The following is a 19541-nucleotide window of genomic DNA, read 5'->3' on the forward strand; positions in this document are numbered from 1 at the left end:
CCAATGCCGAGCGCACCAGAGCGCACCAGAGCGCACCCGAACGCACATGACAGCCCGCGCCGCCGCTGCTCCGTGCCGAACGCGCACCAACTGATCCTGTTCGGCCCGCATCAGGGGCGCTAGCCTGATGGCTACCCACAAGCCCCTCGCCGGCGGCGGCGACATTGCCCGTTTCCCGCACGGCAAACCTGGAAGTGCCCCATGTACTTATATGATGAGATCGACCAGCAACTGGTCGACCAGCGCGTTACGCAATTCGCCGGCCAGACCGAACGTTTCCTCAGCGGCCAGCTCACCGAAGACGAGTTCCGCGTGCTGCGCCTGCAGAATGGCCTCTATATCCAGCGGCATGCGCCCATGCTGCGCGTGGCGATTCCCTACGGCATGCTGGTGTCCCGGCAACTGCGCAAGCTGGCCGAGATCTCGCGCCGCTGGGATCGCGGCTACGGGCACTTCAGCACACGCCAGAACATGCAGTTCAACTGGCCGCGCCTGGAAGACGCGCCCGCCATCCTGGCGGAGCTGGCCACCGTGCAGATGCATGCGATCCAGACCAGCGGCAATTGCATCCGCAACACCACCACCGATCATTTCGCGGGCCTGGCGCCGGACGAGGTCGTGAACCCGCTGGTGTGGTGCGAGATCATCCGCCAGTGGTCCATGCTGCATCCGGAGTTCGCCTTCCTGCCGCGCAAGTTCAAGATCGCCGTGAGCGGCGCCACCACGGACCGGGCCGCGGTCGGCGTGCACGACATCGGCCTGCAGGCGGTGGAGCGCGACGGCGAACTGGGTTTCCGGGTCTGGGTGGGCGGCGGCATGGGCCGCACGCCGATGGTCGGCAAGCTGATCAACGCCTTCGTGCACTGGTCCGATCTGCTGACCTACCTGCAGGCCACGCTGCGCGTCTACAACCTGCACGGGCGGCGCGACAACAAGTACAAGGCGCGCATCAAGATCCTGGTGAAAGACCTGACGCCCGGCGTGTTCGCGCAGCAGGTTGACGAGCAATGGCAGCGCATTCGCGGCGGCCCGGATACGGTCAGCACGGACTTCGTGAAAGGCGTGGCCAGCCGCTTCACCACGCCGGATTACGATCCCGGCGCGGCGGACGAGCCCGGCCCCGGCCCTGCCCTGACGGCGGCCCAGCCCCGCTTCGCCCGCTGGCTGCGCAGCAATGTGCATGCGCACCGCGTGCCCGGCTACGCCGCCGTGACCGTGTCGCTGAAAGCCACCGGCGCGCCCCCCGGCGACATCACCGCGGACCAGATGGATGCGGTGGCGGATATGGCGGACCGCTACGGCTTTGGCGAGCTGCGCGTCTCGCATGAGCAGAACCTGATCCTGGCCGACGTGCGCCGCAGCCAGCTGTACGCGCTATGGCTGGAATTGGATGCCTTGCGCCTGGCCACCGCGAATATCGGCATGCTCACCAATATCATCGCCTGCCCGGGCGGGGATTTCTGCTCGCTGGCGAACGCCGTGTCGATTCCGCTGGCGGAGGCCATCCAGCGCCGCTTCGACGACCTGGACTACCTGTTCGAAATCGGCGAGCTGGACCTGAACATCTCCGGCTGCATCAACTCCTGCGGGCACCATCACGTCGGCCATATCGGCATCCTCGGCGTCGACAAGGCCGGCGAGGAGTGGTACCAGGTCACCGTCGGCGGGCGCCAGAACGGCGCCGCCGGCCATGCCCTGCTTGACCAGCACAAGGGCGGGGGCGCGGCCATTGGCCGCATCATCGGCCCGTCCTTCGCGCGCGATGAAATCCCCGACGTGGTCGCGCTGCTGATCGACACCTACCTGTCCCTGCGCGACAGCGAGGCGGAGCGGTTTATCGACGTGGTCGAGCGCGTCGGCGTGGATCCCTTCAAGCAGGCGGTCTACCAGGACCCGCGGATCGTCGCGCGGCGGCAGCAGGCGGAGGTGGCCCGTGCCTGAAACCCAATACCTGCCACAGTCCGACAAATTGAACAATGTGATCCGCAACGGCCGGCTCGAAGCCGACATCTGGCGCGCCTTCGTGGCGGACGAGAGCGTGGCCGGCTCGACCATGCCGCCCGACGAAGATGGCTGGCTGGTCACGCTTGACACCTGGCGGGCCACCCGCGTCGCCTTGCGCGCGCGCCGCCATCCGGTGGCCGTGTACCTGGCGCCGGATGCGGAGCCGGAAGACTTGCTGGACGCGGGCGCCACTGTCATCGATGCGACCGGCATCGCGCACCTGGCGATCGACTTCCCGGTCTATACCGACGGGCGCGGCTATTCGCTGGCCCAGTTGCTGCGCACGCAATACGGCTGGCGTGGCGAGCTGCGCGCGGTGGGCGACGTGATGATCGATACGGTGCACTACATGGCCCGCTGCGGCTTCGATGCGTTCGCCGTCAAGCCGAGCCACGACCCGCAGGCCGCCCTCGCCGCGCTGGGCACGTTCACGGTGCATTACCAGAAGACGTACGCATCCACGTCCACCCTGGCGGCATAGGCGCGGGACGCTATCTTGCCAGCCACCCGCCCAGCAGCGCGTTGACTGGCTCGTGCGCCTCGTACTGGACCCAGTGCCCCGCATCCGGGATGATGCGGCCCTGCCGCTGCACGCTGCCCTGAGTCATGGCCGCCACCGCCGCGGCCGGGTCGGCCGTCACATCGTGCTCGCCCCATGCAAGCAGCACTTCGCCGCCGAAGCGGTCCAGCGCGTCGCGCAGGCCGCCCGCGCGCGAGATGTTCTTGCTGCGAAAGCGTGTATGCCGGCATGACTCGGTGTGCGCGTACAGGGCCATGGCATCGACCCTGGCCGGGTCCGCGATCATGAACGCCTCCAGGTTGTAGCGCATCGCCTGCGCCAGCGCCGCGCCGTCCGCCGCCTTGCGCCAGTCCACCAGCGCGCGCTGCTGCCGGCGAATGCCGCCGTGCCCGGCCGAACCCAGCAGGGCAAGCCGGCGCACCGTGCCAAGCGCGGCGGCCACGTTCGCTGCGACCAGCCCGCCGAACGAGAAGCCGGCGAGGTCGATTTCGTCCGCGCAGCCGGGCAACTGTCGGATCGCCGCCGCGAGCGTGCCGGCCATGACGGACAGATCGCTGACGATGTCATCCGACTCGCCAAAGCCGGGCATGTCCGGCGCCCAGACCGTGCGTTGCGCAGCCAGCGCCTCGATATTGCGCACCCAGTGCAGCCAGCTGCCATGTCCGCCATGCAAGAGGATGACCGGGCGCCCTTCGCCGAAGCGGCGCCAGACCACCCGGCAGCCGCCGGCACCGGTCACGATCCGTTCCGCCCGATGCGCCAGGGCGGCCGCCTCCGCCCGAGGCTGTTCCGGGTTGACAGGGGTATTGCTGCTTATCTGGGTCATGGGCATGGGCGCGCGCCGGCTTGCCTCCCGGCGCGGCCGATTGCCTTGGCGAACGTGGAGAAGCCGGCCGCGCGAGAAACGGTTCCGATCCCGGATCATAGCGAATTCCGGATGTACCCTCCCCGGCCAGGCGAAGCGACATCCGGGCAACCGGGCAACCGGGCAGGGCCAGCGTGCGGTCAGGAACGCGCGAGGGCTGCGTCGCCCCGGGCGGCGGGCCGCGCCGGCTTCGGGATATGCCCCTTGACCGCAAGCAGCGCCACCAGCACCGCGGCCATCGCCGCGCCAAGCATGCCGAGATAGGACGACGCGCCGCCTGCGGTGATCACCGCCGCGCCCGCGAACGCGCTCAGGATCGCCCCGAGGCGGCCGAAGGCCAGCGCCGATGCGGTGCCCGTGGCGCGCACCGCGGTGGGGTACACGAAGGCGCACAGCGCGTACATGGTCGACTGGACCGCATTGACGAACATGCCGTGCACGCCCAGGCCAAAGATCAGCAATCCCGTACTGTGGCGCACGTCCACGCCTTGCAGCAGCAGCGCGCTGGCCGCCCCGCCGGCGCAGCAGATCGCCAGCGGCCAGCGCGAGCCGAAGCGGGTGATGGCCACCGCGCAGCACAGCGCGCCGATGACGCCGCCGAGGTTGTAGGCCGTCAGGCCGGAACCCGCGACCGCCACGTTCAGTCCCTCCGAGGCCAGCATGGTCGGCAGCCAGCTAAAGGCGCTGTAGACCGCCAGCAGGCACATGAAGAAGGCGCACCAGATCGCCAGCGTATCGCGCGCCTGCCCAGGCGCGAACAGCGCGCCGAAGCCCTTGCGGCGCTCCGCATCGCGCTCGGCCAGGTCGGTGAAGACGGCGTCCGCCGGCAGCGGCCTGGACATGCGGCCGAGCAGCCGGCGCAGCTCATCCCAGCGGGCGGGACGGCGCACCAGGAAACGCGGCGACTCGGGCAGCACCAGCATCAGCAGCACGCCCAGGCCCAGCGGCAGGGCGCCGCCGATAAAAAACAAGCCGCGCCAGCCATAGGCCGGCAGGACAACGCTGGCGAACAGGCCGGCCAGCATGCCGCCAAGCGGCACGCAGACGATGGTGGCCGTCACCGCCAGCGTGCGGCTGCGCGCCGGGGTGAATTCGGCCGTCATGGTGGTGGAGCTTGGCAACGCGCCGCCGATGCCAAGCCCGGCGATCAGGCGCAGCACGGCAATCGTCGTGGTGTCCGGGGCAAAACCGATGGCGCAGGTGGCCGTGCCAAACAGGAAGACGCTGCCGATCACGGCCCACCTGCGGCCAAAGCGGTCCGCGAACAGGCCGGCGCAGGCGCTGCCGATGCCCATGCCCACCAGCCCCGCCGCCACCGCGGGTGCGAAGGCGCTGCGCGTGATGCCCCATTCCTTGATCAGCACGGGAATGGCGAAACCGATCAACTGGCCATCGAAGCCGTCCATCACGATGGACAGCGCCGCCAGCACCACGACGATCTTCTGCATGGTGGTGTAAGGGCCGTCGTCTAGTACGCGTCCCACATCGATCGACGCGCCGGCTTGGGTATGCATGGGTGTCTCCTGTCGATTGGCGTCCTGGCGGGCGCCAGCGCCTTTTGCTCTTGTATCGGGTTTCAAGAGTGGCGTGCCGCCACTCAGTGCAGGACCGGACTGGCATCCAGCCCGTGGCCGCCCGCCCGGGTCTCGATCAGCCGGACGAGTTGCATCAGGGCTTCGGTGCACGGAACGGGCACCCCGTGCCGCTGCGCCGCGGCCACGACGGCGCCGTTGATCGCATCGATCTCCGTGCGGCGGGCGGCAAGGATGTCCTGCAGCATGGATGGCTTGTGGCCGATGTGGTACTCGATGGCGTGCAGCACGCTGGCACCGACCTTATCCGCATCGACAGCCACGCCATGGCTCCTGGCCACGGCCAGCACCTCGCCCACCACCGCGAAGGCGAGCGCCGGACCATCCGGGATGCTGCCCAGCTGGTCCACCGTGCTGCCGGTGACCGCGCACAGGGGATTCAGCGCGGCATTGAACGCCACCTTTTCCCAGATCGCGGCCCACACGTCGGTATCGGCCTTGCAATGCATGCCGGCGCGATCCAGTGCCGCTACGGTCCCCGCCACGACGGACCGGTCCACGCCATCGGCGCTCATCATCCGGATCACGCCCTCGCCATGCGACTGCACGTGCCCGGGGCCAACCAGGTCGGCCGGCCATGTGGTGATGCCAATCAGCACCCGCTGCACGGACACGAACCCGCAAATCGTCTCGACGCTACCCAGGCCATTCTGCAGTGTCAGCACAATCGTCTCCGGCCCCAGCAGGTGACGCACGCCCGCCATCGCGGCGCGCGTGTGCATGGCTTTGGTGAAGACGATCAGCAGGTCGGGAATGGCGCCGGTCTGCTCCGGGCGCACGGCCTGCATGCCGTGCACCCGCCGGTCCGCCTCATCGGTCTGCAGGCGCAGGCCGTGGCGGCGGATCGCGTCGAGATGCGCGGCGTTGATATCGAGCAAGGTAACGTCATGGCCCGCTTCGGCCAGGCGTGCGCCAAACAGCGAGCCCATGGCCCCTGCCCCGAGGATTGCGATCTTGATCATTGGCTTGGCGGCCGCGGCGCGGCGCTGGTTGCATGGATGCGTTCGTGCGAGGCGGCAAGCCCCGCTGCCTGGAGACTAGAACGGGTAGTGGCGCGGCGTCGTCTGCACCGTGACCCAGCGCAGGTCGGTGAACTCGGCGATGCCGGCCTGCCCGCCAAAGTGGCCAAACCCGCTGCCCTTCACGCCGCCGAAGGGCATCTGCGCCTCGTCGTGCACCGTCGGGCCATTGACATGGCAGATGCCGGACTGGATACGCCGGGCCACATTCATGGCCCGCGCCACGTCGCGGCTGAACACGGCCGACGACAGCCCGTACTCGTTATCGTTGGCGCAGGCAATGGCCTCGGCTTCGCCGTTGACGCGCACGATGGCCTTGACCGGGCCGAACGACTCTTCCGCGTAGATCCGCATTCGCGGCGTGACGTGATCGAGCAGCGTCGCCGGCATCAGGGTGTTGTCCGCCTTGCCGCCGCACAGCAGCTTCGCCCCTTTGGCGAGGGCGTCGTCGATCAGGGCATTGCAGCGCTCCACGGTGCTCATGTCCACCACGGAGCCCAGCACGGCCGGTCCCTTGCGCGGATCGCCCAGCGGCAGCGCGCTGGCCTTGGCCGCCAGTTGCGCGACAAAGGCGTCGGCAATCTTGTTGTCGACGATGATGCGCTCGGTCGACATGCAGATCTGGCCGGAATTGGCGAACGCGCCAAAGGCGGCGGCGGCCACGGCGGCATCGATATCGGCATCGTCCAGCACCAGCAGCGGAGCCTTGCCGCCCAGTTCAAGCACCACCGGCTTCAAATGCCTGGCGCAGCTTGCGGCGATGACCTTACCCACCCGGGTGGAACCGGTGAAGTTCACGCGGCGCACCGCGGGATGGGCGATCATGGCTTCCACCAGTTCGCCCGCATCGGCCGGCGCATTGGTGACGAAGTTCACCACGCCCTTGGGCAAACCCGCTTCCCGCATGGCTTCGATGATCAGCCCGTGCGTCGCGGGACAGATCTCCGACCCCTTCAGCACCACGGTATTGCCGCAGGCCAGCGGCAACGCGATGGCACGCACGGCCAGGATCACCGGCGCGTTCCACGGCGCCATGCCCAGCACCACGCCGGCCGGCTGGCGCACGCCCATGGCCAGGCTGCCCGGCACGTCGGACGGAATGACCTCGCCGTGGATCTGCGTGGTCAGGCAAGCCGCTTCGAGCAAGCCGGCCGCGGCCAGGTGCACGTTGAAGCCGGCCCACATGGCGGATGCGCCGGTCTCGGCGGCCATCGCGGCGGCAAAGGCTTCGCCCCGGGCTTCCAGCGCGTGCGCGGCCTTGGTCAGCAACGCGCGGCGCTCGCCCGGGCCGGTGGCGGCCCAGGCGTCGAAGGCCGCGGCGGCGGCGTCCACCGCCGACAACGCATCGGCTACCGTGGCGGCCGGGGCAACGGTGGCCACCTTGCCGTCCAGCGGATTGCGGCGCGCGAAGGTGGCGCCATTGGCCGCCTGGCGTGGTTGGCCGTCGATCAGCAACGAAATCGTCTGCATCCTTGTCTCCTTTGTTTGTTTTCTTGCGGCTTGCTTTCCTGCGGGTCAGGTTTGTGTTTCAGGCAACCTCGACTTCAACCAGCTTCGGTACCGGCGAGCGCAGCCCGTCGGCCAGCGCGTCGCGCAGCAGCGCAGCGTCCCGCACGCGTACGCCTTCGCAGCCCATGCCTTTCGCCAGCGCCACGAAATCGATCCCCGGCAGGTCCGTGCCCTGCACCGGATCAGTCGGTGCAAAACCAAACTCCGGCGCGAAATCCTGCAGCGCGGCGTAGCGCGCGTTGTTGAGGATCACGAAGGTGATCGGCAGCTTGAGCCGGACCGCGCTCCAGATGGCCTGGATCGAGTACATGCTGGAGCCGTCGCCGATCAGCGCGACGACACGCGCCCCCGGCCGCGCCAGCGCCACGCCAACGGCGGCGGGCATGCCGTAGCCCAGGCCCCCGCTGTCCATGGTGTAGAAGGTGCCGCTCTGCGTGAAGGACAGGTAGCCCTGCATGACGGGACGCGCGCTGGGCGCTTCCTCCACCACGATGTCGGCGGCATCGCGCACCTCGGCCAGGGTCTGGAGCACGTAGGCGGTGGACATCAGCCGCGTAGGTTCGGCACGCGGACGAGGCTGGCGCGGGGCGGGCAACGGGCGCGCCCCGGGCGCGGGACGCGCCAGCAGGTCGAGCACGCCGAGCCGGATATTGCCCACCACCGAGCTGCCCACCGGTGTCCAGGCCGCGATGGCGGGATCGTCGATCAGCTGGTACAGCGTTGCGCCGGCCGGTACATGGGGACCGGCGCCTTCCACATGGTAGGTAAAGGCCGGCGCGCCCAGTACCAGGATCAGGTCGTGCCCGCCCAGCTGGCCGACGATCTTCTCGCGCATGGCAGGCAGGAAGCCGCCGAACAGGCGATGGTCTTCAGGGAAGCCGCAGCGCCCGGACATCGGCGCCACATAGACGCGCGCGTTGTGCGTCTCGGCCAGGCGCACCACCTCGTCCCAGGCGCCGGCACGGTCGACTGCGCCGCCGACGACAAAGGCCGGACACTCACAGGCATCCAGCTGGGCGCCGATGCGCCCGATCGCCACCGGGTCCGGCCGCACCTCGGCGCTGACCGCGCGCGCAGCCACCAGCTCGGCCGGCTGGTCCCAGTCGTCCACCGGGATCGACACCAGCACCGGGCCGCGCGGCTCCTGCATCGCCACGTAATAGGCCCGCGCCATGGCCAGCGGCACATCCGCGGCGCGTGCCGGCTCGATGCTCCATTTGACGTACGGCCTGGCCAGCTCGGTGGCTTGCGTGGACGACAGGAAGGGATCGAACGGCAGGATCGAGCGCGCCTGCTGGCCCGCCGTGACAATCATCGGCGTGCGGTTCTTGAACGCGGTGAAGATGTTGCCCATCGCATTGCCGACGCCCGCCGCCGAATGCAGGTTCACCAGCGACGCGTTCCGGCTGGCCTGCGCAAAACCGTCGGCCATGCCCACCACCACCGCCTCCTGCAGGCCGAGCACATAGCGGAAGTCGGCGGGGAAATCCCGGAACATCGGCAGTTCGGTCGAGCCGGGATTGGCGAACACCGAGGTGATGCCGAACTGGCGCAGCAGGTCGATCACGGCGTCGCGCACGGTGATGGCCGCGGAACCTGCAACGGAGTTGGTACTACCGGTCATGCCTTCTCCCAATGAAGCGGTTGAGTCGATTGAACGATTCGCAAAGTATCGGCGCCCCACCCTTACTTGAATATTGCCTTTTCCATAAAAAGGCATTACGTTTGCGCATGACTTTCGATCTGCGACAACTGAAGGCCTTCACCACCATCGTCGCCAGCGGCAGCCTGGGCCGCGCGGCCGAAGCGCTGCATGTCACCCAGCCCGCGCTGAGCCGCGCGATCAAGCGCCTGGAAGACGAACTGGGCGCCCCGCTGTTCGAGCGGCACTCCAAAGGCATGCAGCTCACGGCGGTAGGTAGCGCGCTGCTGCCGCATGCCACCTTGCTGCAGCGCGAGGCCGAGCATGCGCGCGAGGAGATCGATGCCATGCGGGGGCTGGCCAAGGGGACCATCAAGGTGGGCGCGGTGGGCAGCATTGCGAGCCTGGTGCTGCCGCTGGCGGTCGGCCGGGTGACCAAAGCGTGGCCAAACCTGCGGGTGGAGATTACGGAAGGCGTGTGGGACCGCCTGGCGGAGGGCCTGATCCGGCATGAGATCGATCTCGCGCTGAGCATCCGCGCGCCCGATACTGACGAAATCGAGGCCATCGCCGATTGCCGCTGGGAGGACAGCAGCTACGTGGTGGCGGCGCCGGACCATCCGCTGCGGCGCAAGCCGGGACTATGCCTGGCCGACACGCTCGAACAGCAGTGGGCCATCCCGCCCAGGGGCACCGGGCCGTTCGAGCATATGCGGGACGTGTTTGCAGCCCAGGGGCTGGGCCTGCCGAATATCGTGGTGGAAACGCGCTCCGTTACCGCATTGAAGAGCCTGGTTGCACGCTCGGGATTCCTGAGCTGGATGGCCGAGCCGATGGTCGACGCCGAGCGCAAGGCCGGCGTGATCGATATCCTGGACATTCCGGGCGGGGTCGGCAAGCGCACGCTGACGGCGTTCCGCCGGCGTCAGGGCATCTTGCCAGGCCCAGCGGTCAAGCTGCTGGAAGCGCTGCGCCAGCTGACCGCGGCCTGACCGGCCTGCGCCTGAATCGACCTGGCCATATCGCCGGCCATGATCAGGCCGCTGCCCGCCCGGAGCTGCCGCCAAAGCAGAGCGCCACACAGCTCGCTCATCTCACGCCCCTTCAACTCCCGGCCGAGCCGGGCGCCCCAGTCCCTCCATGTGCGGTCGACGGCGCTAGAGCGCATGCGCTCGCCTAATTTATCTTAGATCTCGAATAATTCTTGACAAGACGCAGGCAACCGCTAGTATTACGCCATGTACTTCGATCTCTAAGATTTCTGGGTACAGCAACCACCTTTAGGAGCCTTTACATGTACGACATCTTTGCCACTGACAAGCTGATCGACCTCTGGCTGACCGAAGACATCGGGATCTGCGATTTGACGGTCCAGACCATGATCGAACCGGGAGAGACCGGCACCTTCTGCATGAACGCCCGCGAACCGATGATCATCGCTGGTATCGGCGTGGCAGCACGAATCTTCGCCCGTTACGATCCCACGCTGGCTATCGATGTGCGGGTCGCCGATGGCGACAAGGTTGAGAAAGGCGCGGTGCTCATCAATGTGAGCGGGAATGCGCGAAGCGTCCTGACCGCTGAGCGCACCGCTCTGAACATCATGCAGCGGCTGTGCGGCATCGCCAACCACACGGCAACATATGCCCAGGCCATCGCGCATACCAAGGCTCGCCTGATCGACAGCCGCAAGACCACGCCGGGCCTGCGCGCACTGGAAAAGCACGCGGTTACCTGCGGCGGTGGACTGAACCACCGGCTTAGCCTGGACAACGGCGTGATGATCAAGGACAACCACATCGCCGTGTGTGGCAGCATTGCTGCCGCCGTGGCACGCGTGCGCCGGAAGCTCCCCGTGCTGACCAAGCTGGAAGTGGAATGCGATCGGCTGGAACAGGTGCACGAGGCACTGGCAGCCGGTGTCGACGTGATCATGCTGGACAACATGTCGGTGCCCGACATGAAGGAAGCCGTGCAGATTGTCAATGGCCGCACCAAGGTCGAGGCTTCGGGCGGCATCCGCCTGGAAACGATCCGAGCCGTGGCGGAAACAGGCGTGGACTACATTTCCACGAGCAAGATTACACAGTCAGCCCCTGCCGTTGATATCGGTCTCGACGAAGCCTGACACCTGCGGAGCCCGGCTCCCACATAACGATTCGCACCCTCTACCGAGTGCTTCACACTCGCCGGCCGGCCCGGCGAGTTTTTTTGCATAAGGGTGCCGTCTACAGATCCGAGAGCAGCCGCCCCACTTCCTGCGTAGAGGGAACGCGCCGGCCATGCTCGGCCGAGGCGACTTCGTCAGCCACCAATCGCTCCGCGATCGTAATCAGCACGCGGCGCGTGGTCCGCACGTCGTCTTCACTCACACCCTCCACGCTAAGTTCATTCACCTCCGTAGCCAGCGGCTCCAGCTTGCGGCGCAGAGCGCTTCCGGTCTTGCTCAGGAACACGTGCACCTTTCTCTTGTTACCAGGGAGATGCGTACGTTCTACGTAGCCCAGCGCCTCCAGCGCCTTGACTGCCGCAAACGTGGTCGGCTCGGTCACACCGGCCCGTTCGCTCAACTCTCGTTGCGACAGGCCATCGTGACGCCAAAGGATGCGCAGGATGGTCCAGTGGCCGTACGACACAGAATGTTCCGCCAGGCGCAGTTGTAGCGCCCGGATATAGGCGCGGGCAGCGTCCTTCACCAAGTGGGCGAGCCGTTCTTCATCGGCCTCATCCGAAGGGCTGATTGTGACCGGAGTACCCAGCTTTCTTGTAGCCATAGTCTTGACCGAAAATGAAACGTATACATACGACACCGGCGAATCGGTGCGAGCGACAGCGCACATGATAGCGCCTCTGGCGATCGCACGCCCGACACTCCGTCCCTGGCTTCCCGGCATCTCCATGTAGCGTTCACTACATTAGTGCACCATGCGCTCAATCACTGCATGGGGCACCACCACCGCGCACACCGTTTGTCCGTGTTTTCCCCTACAAGCACACGAATCCCGCGTACACACTGGATTTGCGGGCGTTGGCCCATTGCTTGCATTAGCTTAGACATCGAACATCTCTTGACACCCTTATGGCCGGTGCTAGCATAACCGTATAACTTCGACATCTAAGGTAATTATGAAAGCGACCGGCACATTCTTTTTTGTTGTAGGGCCCAGTGGCGCTGGCAAGGACTCCCTGATCGACGGTGCACGTGCAACGCTCGGTGACGACTATGTTTTTGCACGGCGCGTTATCACGCGTCCTGGCGGGTCAGCGGGCGAAGAGCACGAGGGCGTCTCCGATACCGAGTTCACACGACGTGAGCGAAGCGGCGAGTTTTTGGCAACTTGGGATGCGCACGGTCTCCGCTATGGCTTGCCCATGTCGCTGCTGCTCGAGCTCGACCGCGGGCGGAATGTCGTGGCCAATGGCTCGCGCGGCGTCATCGCGGAGCTTGCCGCCCGATTACCACGTTTCGTGGTCGTCCTGGTAACGGCACCGCATGGTGTGCTTGCACAGCGCATTGCAGCGCGCGGGCGCGAGTCGGGCGACCAGGTTGCCAAACGCGTTGCACGAACGGGAGCACCGGTGCCACCAGGCGTTTCGTGTATCACGGTGTCAAATGACAGCACGCTGGAGGTGGGAATGGCACGCTTTGTCGGCGCTCTGCGAAATAGCACCGAGGCATCCTCCGCCGAACAGCCGGCCAGCCGCGCCAACCTGATGGCCAAGCTGCGCGGTCAGCCGCTCGACGAAGCTGCCTACGCCGCTGTGCTGCAAGATGCAATTGCCGGACGGTACACCGAGGCAGAGCTGACAGAGTTCCTCATTGCCGCAACCCAGACGCTGACGGACGACGAAGTGGTGGCACTGGCACGCGCACGTACGGCCTTCACACCCCGTATCGACTGGGACGAGCCGCTTGTCGTCGATAAGCATTCGATGGGTGGCGTTCCCGGCAGCCGCATCACGCTGATTGTGGTGCCGATAGTCGCGGCCTACGGTCTGGCGATGCCCAAGACATCGTCGCGCGCAATCACCTCTGCCGCCGGCACTGCCGATGCAATGGAAACTGTCGCACGTGTAGACCTGACGCAGGAGGATGTGCGCCGGTGCATAGCTCAGGCACGCGCATGCATTGCGTGGAACGGACATCTGAACCATTCCGTGATCGACGATGTCATGAACGCAATCACCCGGCCACTTCGCCTTGATTCGCGCCGATGGTCCGTAGCGTCGATCCTGTCGAAAAAATACACTGCCGGCGCTACCCACGTCATCGTCGACCTGCCCTACGGGCCGGAGACCAAGCTGGCAACACGCGCCGACGCCGAAGCGCTTGGCGCACTGTTCGAACGCGTCGGCAAGGGACTGGGCCTGCACGTACGCGCGCTGGTCACGGACGGCAGCCGCCCGATCGGCCGTGGCATTGGCCCCGCACTGGAAGTGCGCGACGTCCGCCTGGTGCTCGACAACGATCCCGATGCGCCCGCAGATTTGCGCGAGAAGGCCCTGCGCTTTGCCGGCGAAATCATCGCATTCGATCCCCGCGTGGGCTCGCCCGAACAAGGCATGCGAATTGCAACAGCACTTCTGAACGAAGGCAAGGCGAAGGCCGCATTCGATCGCATCGCCGCCGCGCAGGGCGTTCGCCCCGATCCAGTGGTGCCGGGTGCGCATACGCAGGTAGTGGCTGCCACGACGCAGGGACAGGTGACGGCCATAGAAGGCTTGCAAATTTCCGGTGTGGCGCGTGCTGCCGGGGCACCGCGCGATGCCGGTGCAGGCATCGACCTGCTGTGCACGATCAGCGCACAAGTGGCGCCGGGGCAGCCCCTCTACCGCATCCACGCCGACTCGGCTGAAGCACTTAGGGCGGCCGCGGCACTAGTCCGCGTCGGTGGCGAGTGCCACCAGGCAGTGCGTATAGACCCCGATTGACCAACCCTTCCCTTTCCCTCACCCTAACCGACAAGGCATATCCATGAGACACCTATCCGTCGTCAGCAGTCTGGCATCGCTTCTGTTTGTCGCAGGCAGCCTGAGCACCCTGCCCGGGCGCGCCGAGGCCAATATCGCGAGTACCTTCCCGCAAAAGCCCATCCGTATGGTGGTGACGTTTCCGGCCGGAGGCGGGACCGATACACTCGCGCGCCTGATCGGCACCGACATGAGCAAGTCGCTGGGCCAACCGGTGGTAGTCGACAACCGGCCCGGCGCCAGCGGCAATATTGGCGCCGAGTTCGTGGCCAAGAGCCCTGCCGATGGCTACACGCTGCTAATCGTCAATAGCAGCTTCGCCATCAACCCGAGCATCTTCAAGAAGCTGCAGTTCAATCCGAAGTCCGATTTCAGCGCGGTCATCACATTCGCTTCGGTGCCTTCGGTGATCTCCGTGCCATCGCAATCGCATATCCGCACGTTTAACGACTTGCTGGCGGCGGGCAGGAGTGCCTCGCCGCCAAGCTATGCGTCGTGCGGTAACGGCACGCCGCAGCATCTGGCCGGAGAATTGCTGAAGGTCTCGGCAAAAATCGAGATGCTTCATGTGCCGTATAAAGGTTGCGCGCCCGCCATCGCCGACGTGCTTGGCAACCAGGCCGACGTCAGCGTCAACACGCTGACCAACACGATGCCTTACCTGAAGAGCAACAAGCTACGTGCGCTGGCCGTCACGTCAAAGGCGCGCTCACCGTTCCTGCCCGACGTGCCGAGTGTGAGCGAGCTTGGCGTCCCCGGCTATGACGTAGAACAGTGGTTCGGCATCCTCGCCCCGGCGCATACGCCGCCCGAGATCGTGCAAAAGCTGAACACGGAAATCGCCAAGGCCATCGCCAAGCCCGAGATCAAGGCTTCGCTGGCACAACTCGGCTTTGCCTCGACCACGAGTACGCCTGCCGAATTCCAGAAGCTGGTCACCACCGACATCGATCGCTGGCAGAAATTCGCGACAAAGATCAATCTGCTCGTGGACTGATCGTCCGGGGAACCGGCCAAAGCAGGCAGCTCCCCCCATTCCCCGTTTTACATCGTTGCCACACGGGCGCAAGCCAGCCCTCGTGAGAGCGCGTTCGTCCCTGCGTCCTGAAGCCATCCGTGATGACGTTGGCCGCCCGCGCTGATCGAAACGCTTCGTAGAACCACGTTCACTCGCTGCTCGTGTGATTGAGCGACGGGGCAGACGGGGGCAAAGCGAGACCAGGCGTGCTGCCGATCAGGCGCCCCTTGATTCCGGCGTTGAACGACCGGCATCAAGGGGATACATCAAGGAGATCGTCACGTGCGCAGGCAAGTGCGCAGGCGGGTTCAGCCGTTCCTGAACGGGAAGCTATAAGCACTCAGCGCCGGGGCGCCGCCCAGGTGGGCGTAGAGCACCTTGGAGCCTTCCGGGAATTCGCCGCGGCGGACCATGTCGATCATGCCCTGCATCGATTTCCCTTCATAGACCGGGTCGGTCATCATGCCCTCGAACCTGGCGCTCAGCCGGATGGCTTCGAGCGTATCCTCGGACGGCAAGCCATACTCCGGCCCGCCGTAGCGCGTGTCGAGCACCACGTCTTCGCCGGTGATATCCCGGCCGAGGTCGACCAGATGCGCGGTGTTCTTCGCAATGCGCAGGATCTGCGCACGGGTCTGCTCCGGCTTGGCCGATGCGTCGATACCGATCACGCGGTTGGCCCGGCCATCGGCCGCGAAGCCGACCACCATGCCAGCCTGCGTGCTGCCGGTGACCGAGCAGACCACGATGTAGTCGAACTTGAAGCCGAGTTCGGCCTCCTGTGCGCGCACTTCTTCGGCAAAGCCGACAAAACCCAGGCCGCCCAGCGGATGTTCGGAGCACCCTGCCGGAATCGGGTAGGGCTTGCCGCCGGCCTGGCGCACGCTTTCCATGGCATCTTCCCAGCTCTTGCGGATCCCGATATCGAAACCATCGCTGACCAGGCGCACGTCGGCGCCCATGATCCGCGACATCTGGATATTGCCAACGCGGTCATAGACGGCGTCCGAGTAGTTCACCCAGTTCTCCTGCACGAGCACGCACTTCAGGCCGAGATGCGCCGCCACGGCGGCGACCTGGCGAGTCTGGTTCGACTGGATGCCACCGATGGAGACGAGCGTGTCGCACCCCTGGGCGAGCGCGTCCGGAATGATGTATTCGAGCTTGCGCGTCTTGTTGCCGCCGAACGCCAGGCCGCTGTTGCAGTCCTCGCGCTTGGCATAGAGGTCGACCTTGCCGCCGAGATGTGCGCCGAGTCGTTTCAGCGGCTGGATGGGCGTGGGTCCGAACGTCAGTTGGTGGCGGGGAAAGCGTTTGAGATTCATGCTGGCGACTCCTGGGTTGAGGGCGGGGATCCAGGCATCAAGACTGGCGAAGAACACTGGCATGTGGAACCGCCTTTCGTTGATGCTGCATGGCCTCAATCCTAGAAAAAAATGCGCGAAACATGGTTGCAAATATCGTTCTGTTTATGCACTATAAAAAATATCGATCCAATTTTTTGACCCGTTTATTTTTTAGAAATAGCCACGGACGAAACAAAATTGCGCACCAAATCAGAGCATTCCGCGCCACTTTCCGAGGCATTGGACCGCACCGATAAAACCATCCTGCGCGCGCTTCAGCGCGACGCGTCCGTCTCTAATGTGGCGCTGGCAGCCAAGGTCAGCCTGAGCCCGCCAGCGTGCCTGCGGCGCGTGGAGCGGCTGAAGGAACTCGGACTGATTCGTGGCATCGTGGCGCTGCTGAACCCCGCCGCGCTCGACGCGGGGATGCTGGTGATGATCGGCGTGGTGCTGGACAGGTCCACGCCGGAATCCTTCTCGGAGTTCGAGAAGGCCGCCCAGAAGGTCTCCGGATGCATGGAGTGCCACGTGGTGACGGGCGAATTCGACTACTTCATGATGCTGCGGACCAAGGACAGCGAGAGCTTCAATCGCCTCCATGCGGAGCAACTGCTGTACCTGCCGGGGGTCCGGCAGATACGCTCGTTCATGGTACTCAAGCAGGTGCTGTCGACGACGCAGTTTCCGATCTGAAGCGCCGCGGGGTGGGCTACTCCGCGCGGATCTTCGCTTCCGCGACGATCTTGGCGGAACGGGCCATATCTTCCTTTTCAAACCGCGCAAAGTCTTCCGGCGTGCCGGGCGACAACAGGTAGCCCTGTTCGGCCAGCCTGGTGCGCAGGTCCGAAGCCAATGCCTTGTTGACCTCGGCGTTGATCCGCTTGATCACTTCCGGCGGAAGCTTGGCCGGGCCCCACAGCCCGTACCACGAGTAGAACTCGTAGCCCGGCACGGTCTCGGCAACGGTTGGCACATCGGGCATGGAGGGCAGCCGCTCCTTGGAAGTCACCGCGACCACCCGTACCATGCCGCTCTTGTGGTACGTCAGGGCGCCAAGCACCGGATCGATAAAGCCGTCGATGGCGCCACCGATCAGGTCCTGGTAGGCAGGCGCCGAGCCCTTGTACGGCACCACCAGGTAATCGATCTTGCTCGTGCGCTTGAGCAGTTCCGTCGACAAATGCCCGGCGGAGGCCTGCGAGCCGATCGCGAACGACATCTTGCCCGGGTGCGCCTGTGCGTAGGCGATCAGTTCCTTGATGTTCTTGATGGGCAGGTTCTTGTTGACCGACACGGCCAGCGGGCCCTTGCCGACCAGCGCGATCGGCACGAAATCCTTCGTCACGTCGTAGGGAGACGATTTCAGTGTCATCGGCGTGGTGGTGAAGGTGGAGGCGCTGAACAGCAGCGTGTAGCCATCGGCGGCCCCCTTGGCCACCGCATCGGCGCCAATGATGCCCTGGCCGCCGGGCCGGTTGTCGACGATAAAACTCTGCCCGGTCTGCTCGGACAGCTTTTGCGCCAGCATGCGGCCAACGGTGTCGGTGGGCCCGCCGGGCGGGAACGGGATGATGACGCGCACGGCCTTGTTCGGGTAGGTCTGCGCGGAAGCGGCGGCGGCGCACAGCAGCAGCGCGCCCGCGGCACAGCGGAAGAATCGATGGAACAGCATTGTTTGTCTCCTGTCTCGACTGCAGGTCCGCCCCTTGAGGGCGGTTCTTTGTCCGGGTGCACGGTTCAGGTTTGCTCCCTCTCCCCCTGAGGGGGAGAGGGAGCAACCGCCGCCGTCATTTCAAACGGCTCTGGCGCATCTTCAAGGCTGCGCCAGCGCCGCCATCTCCGCATAGAGATCCGCCTTGCCCTCGAAACCAATGCCCGGCAACTCCGGCATGGTGATGTGCCCGTCGATCACCTTGACGCCATCGGGGAAGCCGCCATAGGGCTGGAACAGGTCGGGATAGCTTTCGTTGCCGCCCAGACCCAGGCCGGCTGCGATATTGAGCGACATCTGGTGGCCGCCATGCGGAATGCAGCGGCTGGGCGACCAGCCGAAAGTCTTCAGCACTTCCAGCGTGCGTTCGTACTCGACGAGGCCGTAGGACAGCGCGCAATCGAACTGCAGGTAATCGCGGTCGGCGCGCATGGCGCCATAGCGGATCAGGTTGCGCGCGTCCTGGTGGCTGAACAGGTTCTCGCCCGTGGCCATGGCGCCGGGGTAATACTCGGCCAGCGTGGCCTGCAGGTGGTAGTCCAGCGGGTCGCCAGCCTCCTCGTACCAGAACAGCGGATAGTCGCGCAGCATCTTGGCGTAGGCGATGGCGGTATCCAGGTCGAAGCGGCCATTGGCATCGACCGCGAGCTGCGCGTCGGTGCCGATCTCCTGCAGCACGGCCTCGATGCGCGCGCTGTCTTCTTCCAGGCTGGCGCCGCCGATCTTCATCTTGACCACGTTGTAGCCGCGCTCGAGGTAGGAGCGCATCTCGGCGCGCAACGCGGACAGGTCCTTGCCGGGGTAGTAATAACCACCTGCGGCATAGACGAAGACACGCGGGTTGGCCTTGACGCCGTGGCGCTCCGCCAGCAACTGGAACAGCGGCTTGCTGGCGATCTTGGCCACCGCATCCCACACCGCCATGTCGATGGTGCCGACCGCCACCGAGCGTTCGCCGTGGCCGCCGGGCTTCTCGTTGGACATGGTGGCTGCCCACACGCGATTGGGATCGAGGTTGGTACCTACGTCGTCCAGCAGCGAAGCCGGATCGGCCGCCAGGATGCGCGGCGCGAAACGCTCGCGGATCAGCCCGCCCTGGCCGTAGCGGCCGTTGGAGTTGAAGCCATAGCCGATCACTCGCTTGCCGTCGCGGAAGGCGTCGGTCACCACGGCGACGAGACTGCTCGTCATCTTCGAGAAATCGATATAGGCATTGCGGATGGGCGACGAAATCGGTTTCGTCACTTCGCGGACGTCAATGATGCGGACGGACATTGCTTGTCTCCAGTGTCTTTGGTGTTCGGTGTTCGGTGTCTTTGGTGTCTTGAATGCTTCGGTAATTCG

General features: G+C 65.7%; 16 protein-coding genes. 7 read left to right on the forward strand and 9 right to left on the reverse strand.

The annotated features are described in order from the left end of the window. Positions 1–201 precede the first annotated feature (201 nt). Together AC1DS6_RS36180 and AC1DS6_RS36185 are read left to right on the forward strand one after the other, a co-directional pair. On the forward strand, positions 202–1941 hold the full coding sequence (locus AC1DS6_RS36180) for a nitrite/sulfite reductase (protein WP_441633143.1): 1740 nt from the start codon (positions 202–204) through the stop codon (positions 1939–1941). Then, positions 1934–2485: a DUF934 domain-containing protein gene (locus AC1DS6_RS36185; RefSeq protein ID WP_477104299.1), complete on the forward strand. Its 552-nt coding sequence runs from the start codon at positions 1934–1936 to the stop codon at positions 2483–2485. Before AC1DS6_RS36180 ends, AC1DS6_RS36185 begins: the two co-directional genes overlap by 8 nt. A gap of 10 nt (positions 2486–2495) precedes the next feature. Here the strand turns inward: AC1DS6_RS36185 and AC1DS6_RS36190 are convergent, their stop codons facing one another. From AC1DS6_RS36190 to mdlC, 5 genes are all read right to left on the reverse strand, one after another. Continuing rightward, positions 2496–3350: an alpha/beta fold hydrolase gene (locus AC1DS6_RS36190; RefSeq protein ID WP_477104300.1), complete on the reverse strand. Its 855-nt coding sequence runs from the start codon at positions 3348–3350 to the stop codon at positions 2496–2498. Between the two features lie 179 nt (positions 3351–3529). Then, positions 3530–4903, reverse strand: coding sequence for an MFS transporter (locus AC1DS6_RS36195; protein ID WP_477104301.1), 1374 nt, complete (start codon positions 4901–4903; stop codon positions 3530–3532). Between the two features lie 83 nt (positions 4904–4986). Then, positions 4987–5940 (reverse strand): ketopantoate reductase family protein, encoded by a 954-nt coding sequence (locus AC1DS6_RS36200; RefSeq protein WP_477104310.1) that lies wholly within the window; start codon positions 5938–5940, stop codon positions 4987–4989. A gap of 78 nt (positions 5941–6018) precedes the next feature. Next, positions 6019–7470: an aldehyde dehydrogenase gene (locus AC1DS6_RS36205; RefSeq protein WP_477104302.1), complete on the reverse strand. Its 1452-nt coding sequence runs from the start codon at positions 7468–7470 to the stop codon at positions 6019–6021. Between the two features lie 58 nt (positions 7471–7528). Further along, positions 7529–9133: a benzoylformate decarboxylase gene (gene mdlC, locus AC1DS6_RS36210; protein ID WP_477104303.1), complete on the reverse strand. Its 1605-nt coding sequence runs from the start codon at positions 9131–9133 to the stop codon at positions 7529–7531. A 107-nt stretch (positions 9134–9240) separates the two neighbouring features. Between mdlC and AC1DS6_RS36215 the strand changes: the two genes are divergently transcribed. Both AC1DS6_RS36215 and nadC read left to right on the forward strand, forming a co-directional pair. Then, positions 9241–10143: a LysR family transcriptional regulator gene (locus tag AC1DS6_RS36215; RefSeq protein ID WP_477104304.1), complete on the forward strand. Its 903-nt coding sequence runs from the start codon at positions 9241–9243 to the stop codon at positions 10141–10143. Between the two features lie 302 nt (positions 10144–10445). Next, complete coding sequence (gene nadC, locus AC1DS6_RS36220; RefSeq protein WP_441633157.1) at positions 10446–11279, forward strand: carboxylating nicotinate-nucleotide diphosphorylase; 834 nt, start codon at positions 10446–10448, stop codon at positions 11277–11279. A 100-nt stretch (positions 11280–11379) separates the two neighbouring features. On the opposite strand, the gene AC1DS6_RS36225 is transcribed toward nadC, so the two are convergent. After that, the gene (locus AC1DS6_RS36225) at positions 11380–11925 is read right to left on the reverse strand and encodes a MarR family winged helix-turn-helix transcriptional regulator (RefSeq protein ID WP_441633181.1); all 546 of its coding nucleotides are present in this window, start codon (positions 11923–11925) and stop codon (positions 11380–11382) included. 352 nt (positions 11926–12277) lie between these two features. Here AC1DS6_RS36225 and phnN point away from each other — a divergent pair, with 352 nt between their 5' ends. Next, positions 12278–14083, forward strand: a complete 1806-nt coding sequence (phnN, locus tag AC1DS6_RS36230; RefSeq protein WP_477104305.1) for a phosphonate metabolism protein/1,5-bisphosphokinase (PRPP-forming) PhnN — start codon at positions 12278–12280, stop codon at positions 14081–14083. A 43-nt stretch (positions 14084–14126) separates the two neighbouring features. After that, positions 14127–15119 carry a tripartite tricarboxylate transporter substrate binding protein gene (locus AC1DS6_RS36235; RefSeq protein WP_441633161.1) on the forward strand — a complete coding sequence of 331 codons (993 nt, stop codon included), beginning with the start codon at positions 14127–14129 and terminating at the stop codon, positions 15117–15119. A 329-nt stretch (positions 15120–15448) separates the two neighbouring features. On the opposite strand, the gene AC1DS6_RS36240 is transcribed toward AC1DS6_RS36235, so the two are convergent. Next, the gene (locus AC1DS6_RS36240) at positions 15449–16465 is read right to left on the reverse strand and encodes a 1-aminocyclopropane-1-carboxylate deaminase (protein ID WP_441633163.1); all 1017 of its coding nucleotides are present in this window, start codon (positions 16463–16465) and stop codon (positions 15449–15451) included. Positions 16466–16663: 198 nt separating this feature from the next. On the opposite strand from AC1DS6_RS36240, the gene AC1DS6_RS36245 reads away from it, so the two are divergent. After that, positions 16664–17179: an Lrp/AsnC family transcriptional regulator gene (locus tag AC1DS6_RS36245; protein WP_477104311.1), complete on the forward strand. Its 516-nt coding sequence runs from the start codon at positions 16664–16666 to the stop codon at positions 17177–17179. 16 nt (positions 17180–17195) lie between these two features. Here AC1DS6_RS36245 and AC1DS6_RS36250 read toward each other — a convergent pair whose 3' ends face one another. Further along, positions 17196–18158, reverse strand: coding sequence for a Bug family tripartite tricarboxylate transporter substrate binding protein (locus tag AC1DS6_RS36250; RefSeq protein ID WP_276290955.1), 963 nt, complete (start codon positions 18156–18158; stop codon positions 17196–17198). A 141-nt stretch (positions 18159–18299) separates the two neighbouring features. Continuing rightward, the gene (locus tag AC1DS6_RS36255) at positions 18300–19472 is read right to left on the reverse strand and encodes a mandelate racemase/muconate lactonizing enzyme family protein (protein ID WP_477104306.1); all 1173 of its coding nucleotides are present in this window, start codon (positions 19470–19472) and stop codon (positions 18300–18302) included. Positions 19473–19541 lie beyond the last annotated feature (69 nt).

The sequence above is a fragment of the Cupriavidus sp. 05L310 genome, from assembly GCF_056398185.1.